Raw genomic sequence first — 3,339 nt, 5'->3', positions numbered from 1 at the left:
AGCTCGCCGCCGTTCAGCATGCTCAAATCGACCAGCCTGCGGTCGATCGGCGCCAGCGTCAGCGTCTCGAACGCGTTGACGGGTTTCTCCGCGCCCGCAATCTCGGCGCCGACCACCAGTTCCAGATTTTCGGTTCGGATACCGAAGGCGTCGGTCTTGTAGTAGCCGGGCTCGTTGGACAGGATCATGCCGCGCTTCAGCGGCGTGGTGCCGAGTTTCGAGATCCGCGCCGGTCCCTCATGCACCGACAGATAGCTGCCGACGCCATGCCCGGTACCGTGCTCGAAATCGATACCGGCCTGCCACAAATATTGCCGCGCCAGCGTGTCGAGCTGCGCGCCGGTGGTGCCATCGGGAAACACCGCGCGCGCGATCGCGAGATGGCCGCGCAACACCCGGCTGAAGCGGTCGCGCATCTCGCTCGTAGGCGCGCCGATCGCGATGGTGCGGGTGACGTCGGTGGTGCCGTCCTCATATTGCGCGCCGGAATCGATCAGCAGGAGATCGCCGGGCGCGATCCGCCGGTTGCTCTTGCGGGTGACGCGGTAATGCACGATGGCGCCGTTCGGTCCGGTGCCAGCGATGGTCGGGAACGACACGTCCTTGAGCGCGCCGGTGTCGCGGCGAAACGTCTCCAGCGCCTCGACCGCGTCGATTTCGGTCAGCGCGCCCTTGGGCGCCTCGCGGTCGATCCAGGCCAGGAACTTCGCCAGCGCAACCGCGTCGCGCCGATGGGCGGTCCGCGTGCCTTCGATCTCGGCGCCGTTCTTCACCGCCTTCAACAGGCTGACGGGATCGCTGCCGCGCACCGGCTTGCCGCCGGCCGCAGCAATCAGTCGGCTCAATGCATCAGCCGCGGTCGCATTGTCGAGCGCGATCGACGCGCCGGTCTGCGCGAGCGCGGCGAGCTCCGTCGTCAGTGCATCCGGCTCTCGGACATCAGCGGACTGCTCCAGGTGGTCACGGGCGAGGTTCGACAATTTGCGATGATCGATGAAGACCATCGGCCGGCCGTCCCTCGGTATCAGCGCGTAGGACAGGGGCAGCGGGGTGTGGGCGACGTCGGCGCCGCGGATATTGAAGGTCCAGGCCACCGCGTGCGAATCCGACAGCACCAGCCCATCGACGGACAGCTTCTGGATCTCCTGCCGGATGCGGCCGAGTTTTTCCGCCTCCGCTTCGCCGGCAAATCGAGGACCGTGCACGGCAACCGGTCCAAGCGGCGGCGGCGGCCGTTCGGTCCAGATCGCGTCGATCGGGTTGCTGTCGACCGCGACCAGCTCCGCGCCGGCCTTGGTGCACGCCGCCAGCAGTCGCTCGGTTGCTGAAGAAGTGTGCAGCCACGGATCAAATCCTAGGCGGTCGCCGCTCCTCAGATGCTTTGTGAGCCAGCTCTCGGGTGGCGGATCGACCAGCGACTCGACGGCCCAGGACTTTTCGTCGACCTGCTTGGCCGCCTGCAGCGTGTAGCGGCCGTCGACGAACAGCGCGGCGTTGCTCGTCAACACGATCGCCAGTCCCGCCGATCCGGTGAAGCCGGTGAGCCAAGCCAGCCGTTCTTCCGACGGCGCGACATATTCGTTTTGTTGTTGATCGGCGCGGGGAATGACGAAGCCCGAGAGCTTGCGCCGCGCCAGTTCCTCGCGAAATGCCGACAGCCGCGCGGTCAGCGCAACGCCGCTATCGGGCTCCTCGAATGTCTGGAAGTGTGCTTCGAACATCGCATCCTCAGTTTAGGATTGCGGGGAGAAACGCGCAATGCTAACAAGTTTTAGTTAGCAAGTTTGGCATGGGTTCTGCTTGAAAATTAGAGTTGCTTTCGACGAGATGCCGCGTTTAGGCCTCAATCAAGCTCATCCGGCGATCGCGGGGGAAATTCCGGGAGTGCGTCAACTCAATGAAGAGGGGACAAGGCATGCCTGCTTTTACGTTTGAGAAGCTTTCGCCTCCCGTCCGTCGCACTCAGCAACCGCCGAACGTCAATCAACAGCCGAAGAAGTCGCGCGGCGTCATCGGCCTGATCAAGGATCGTTTCGTCCAGCGTCGTCTCAAGAAGAGCGAGCGCGGCATCGACGCTCGCGGCAAATCCTCAGATTAAGGTTATTTCGCGGAACGCAGCAACAGGCTGCTCCAGCCCTCGATTTTCAGATGCCGCAGCGGTGTCAATCCGCGCGCGCGGTAGGCGGCGATCACGGCGGTAGCCTGCGACGTCAGCAGGCCGGACAGAATGACCAGTGCGGATGGGGCCAGGTGCTGCGCCATCGGCCCCGCCAGCTGCCGCAGTGGATTGGCCAGGATGTTCGCCAGCACCAGATCGAACGGCCCGTGCTCGACGAATTCCGGCGCCGAAAAACCGCTGGCGCGGATGACCCGGACGAGATGGCCGGTCTCGTTCAGCCGCGCATTGTCGCGCGCGACCCGAACCGACGGCGCATCGATGTCGCTCGCCAGCACCCTGCCATGTAGCGCCTTGGCGGCGGCGATGGCCAGAACGCCGGTGCCGGTGCCGAGATCGAGCACGCGTTGGGGATGATGCGCCTTCAAGACCTGATCGAGCAGCAGCAGACAGCCGCGCGTGGTGCCGTGATGGCCGGTGCCGAACGCCAGCGCCGCCTCGATCTCGATACCGAGCTTGTTGCCCGGCACCTTGGCGCGGTCGTGGCCGCCAAATACCACGAAGCGGCCGGCCGGGACCGGGACCAGATGCTCGAGGCTGGCCTTGACCCAGTCTCTGGCTTCGACCGTATCGAAGCTGATGGCCTGCGCCATCGTCTCGCCGGCGGCGCGCGCCACGCTGTCGCGCAGCCCCGCCTCGTTGGGAGCGTCAGCGAAATCCACCGTGACATCCCAGCGACCGTCCGGCCGCTCGAAGGCTGACAGCGCGGCCTCGACCTCGAACAGGGCCTCTGTCAGGGCATCGACCAGGCGCTTGGCTGTGGTCGCGTCGGCCAGCGTCACGCGGGCGCGGTGGGTGGCAGGCGCAGGATTCATCGGGACTCCAGGACAGAGCGAACTGAGGGTAGCCAGATGCCTGTGCTGCCGCGACGTCGAGGCTCGGCTTTTTTGGTCGTCGGTCGATCCAGACAAGCTGAAGATAAATTGCAGCACAATTCACGCAAATTTGCACCGGCTCGCTTAAATCAACCTTAGGTTCCATCCGGGTAAGTTCCAGTCCGGAAACCCGGGGGTTGCCCCGTGGTTTCAGCACCAGGCAAACGAGGCAAGATAGCTATGAAGGCAATGGTCCTGAAATTCATACGGGAAGAATCCGGAGCCACGGCCATCGAGTACGGCTTGATCGCGGCGGGCATCTCGCTCGCCATTATTGCGGTCGTGAAC

The 3,339-nt window shown here is 64.6% G+C and carries 4 protein-coding genes; 2 read left to right on the top strand and 2 right to left on the bottom strand.

Annotated elements, in window-relative coordinates:
* Positions 1 to 1,721: M24 family metallopeptidase (locus WCB02_RS19225; RefSeq protein WP_423960434.1), on the bottom strand; the 1,721-nt coding region annotated here is incomplete at its 3' end.
* 194 nt (positions 1,722 to 1,915) lie between these two features.
* Between WCB02_RS19225 and WCB02_RS19220 the strand changes: the two genes are divergently transcribed.
* A complete protein-coding gene (locus tag WCB02_RS19220) occupies positions 1,916 to 2,098 on the top strand; it encodes a hypothetical protein (protein ID WP_423960432.1) in 183 nt (60 codons plus the stop codon).
* A gap of 2 nt (positions 2,099 to 2,100) precedes the next feature.
* Here WCB02_RS19220 and WCB02_RS19215 read toward each other — a convergent pair whose 3' ends face one another.
* Entirely contained in the window at positions 2,101 to 2,991 is an 891-nt protein-coding gene (locus WCB02_RS19215; protein ID WP_423960431.1) for a 50S ribosomal protein L11 methyltransferase, read from the bottom strand.
* Between the two features lie 240 nt (positions 2,992 to 3,231).
* On the opposite strand from WCB02_RS19215, the gene WCB02_RS19210 reads away from it, so the two are divergent.
* Positions 3,232 to 3,339, top strand: a 108-nt coding sequence (locus WCB02_RS19210) for a Flp family type IVb pilin (RefSeq protein ID WP_423960436.1), incomplete at its 3' end; no start/stop codon positions are given.

Origin of the sequence: Bradyrhizobium sp., from assembly GCF_049581145.1 — a bacterium.
GTDB lineage: Bacteria > Pseudomonadota > Alphaproteobacteria > Rhizobiales > Xanthobacteraceae > Bradyrhizobium.
The sequence above is the reverse complement of the archived record's forward strand: the minus strand, read 5'-3'. Positions and strand labels throughout refer to the sequence as shown.

Excerpts from the sequence above, each read along its gene's own strand:
- WCB02_RS19220 (WP_423960432.1), top strand. The coding sequence starts at position 1,916 with ATGCCTGCTTTTACGTTTGAGAAGCTTTCGCCTCCCGTCCGTCGCACT.
- WCB02_RS19215 (WP_423960431.1), bottom strand. The coding sequence starts at position 2,991 with ATGAATCCTGCGCCTGCCACCCACCGCGCCCGCGTGACGCTGGCCGAC.